The 1,757-nt window shown below is 72.2% G+C and carries 1 protein-coding gene; it reads left to right on the forward strand.

Features of this window, described 5'->3' with window-relative positions; all coding sequences use genetic code 11:
- Positions 1–1,757, forward strand: a 1,757-nt coding sequence (locus SSOG_RS54555; RefSeq protein ID WP_039940303.1) for a hypothetical protein, incomplete at both ends; no start/stop codon positions are given.

Below are 1,757 nucleotides of genomic sequence, written 5' to 3' on the forward strand. Positions count from 1 at the left end.
TTCACCCTCACCACCACCTTCCAGGGCGCCCCCCAGCCCCGAACGGCAACTTCGTCTTCCGGCGGCGGCTACAAGCACCAGCGGTCCCCGCCACCCTCAACTCCCGGTGGCCCGGCGTACGACTGGTTCAGCCTGGTCAGCGAGAACCCGCACCTGCTGACGGACGCGGACATCACGTACACGGCCACGCTCGTGCTCCCCAAGGGCGGCCGGACCGCGCCCTTCGAGCTGCGGAGCCCTCAGGGGCAGTCCATGCGGGTGCCGACGCTGGCCGATGTGACCGGCACCCCCGTGGAGCCCGGCCAGGAGCATCATCTCCCGCCGGAGCTGTCCTCCCTGCGCGCCCTCGGCGTCAACACCACTCCGCTGAAGGTCACCGGCACCGGGCCGCTCTTCGACAAGCTGGAAACCCTGCTGCGCACGATGGGGTTCCTGGCGCCCTCCACGCCGCAGCGCCTGGACTGGCTGAACGACGCCGCGATCCTGATGGCGTGGCTCGCCAATGCCCGCAAACTCACCATCGCGCGTTCCCAGATCGGGCTGCGCGGCGCGCTCGGCGCGATCATGGACGGCGGCCACCCGCTCTACTTCGACCTGCCCCTGGAATACGGCGTCTGGCGGGTCGGCGCCGACCTGTCCGTGGCGCCGACAACCGGCACGTCCCCCGCCCACCGTAAGAACCTGCCGGGCTGGTCGCTGATGAATGCCAACGGCATGGGGGTCGCGGGCAGCGAGTCCAGCAGCTCCGGCCAGTGGCTGTTCGGCGACGTCTCCGCCGAGATCAGCGGCCCGGCCCCGCACCACTGGACGGTGGCGGGCGGCATCCCCAACAGCGCCTCCGCCACCCGCCAGATCACCGGCGACACCTCAGGGTCCGCCGCCGGGTACGGCCTCGACATGCTCACCTACGCCCAGTCCGGGCTCGGGGTCTTCGACATCCCGGGCACCTTCACCATGACGGTGTTCTCGGAGAACGGCGACACCCCGCTGGCGACGTTCACCCCGGAGGACGGCATCGTCTCCGTCGCCATCCCGCTGACCCGTACCCTCGACACCCCGCCCGCCCCGCTGGGTCCGGTCGCCATCCGCCGGGCGACGGCCGACGACTTCCGCAAGGCACGGATGACACCGGACGCCGAAGGCAACCGCCCGCAGGACGTGGTGCTGCTCCCCGGCCAGGCCCATGTCAACCTCGCGATGGGCAGTGGCGCGCTGACCACGGCGTTCCGGCAGCTGCTGGGCGGCATCGACCCGGAGGCCGAGGAGCCCGGCGAGCCCGGCGCGCTCGCCCGGATCCTCCAGTGGGCCGCCTCCCACGGCTCCGACCTCATCGACCAGCTGCCTTCGGCCATCACCGCCTTCGCCCAACCGGCCCGCTGGCTGGGGGCCATGACCGTCGGGAAGTCCATGACGGACGCCGAGAGCCCGGTCCAGGAGATGCTGCGGGCCGCGTCGTCGTCCACCAGCCTGATCTCCCGCTCGCCGCAGATCTTCCGCGGTGTCTACGTCGTCGACGCCGACACCTCGGGCTCGCTGGTGGGCACCGACATCCAGGGCGAGATCCGCGGCTTCCTGCACCACGCGGTCTACGAGGGACCGGGCCGCCCCAGCGACAACCCCGACGCCGCCACCTGGGCGGAGAACGACCTCACCAGCACCGACTCCGCCTGGCGCGGCACCACCTCCGGCCGCTCCGAGGCGGTCGCCACCAGCCTGACCGGCTCGCACACCGGCGAGCGCCCCGGCAGCGTCTCCGG

This window comes from Streptomyces himastatinicus ATCC 53653, from assembly GCF_000158915.1.
Classification (GTDB): domain Bacteria; phylum Actinomycetota; class Actinomycetes; order Streptomycetales; family Streptomycetaceae; genus Streptomyces; species Streptomyces himastatinicus.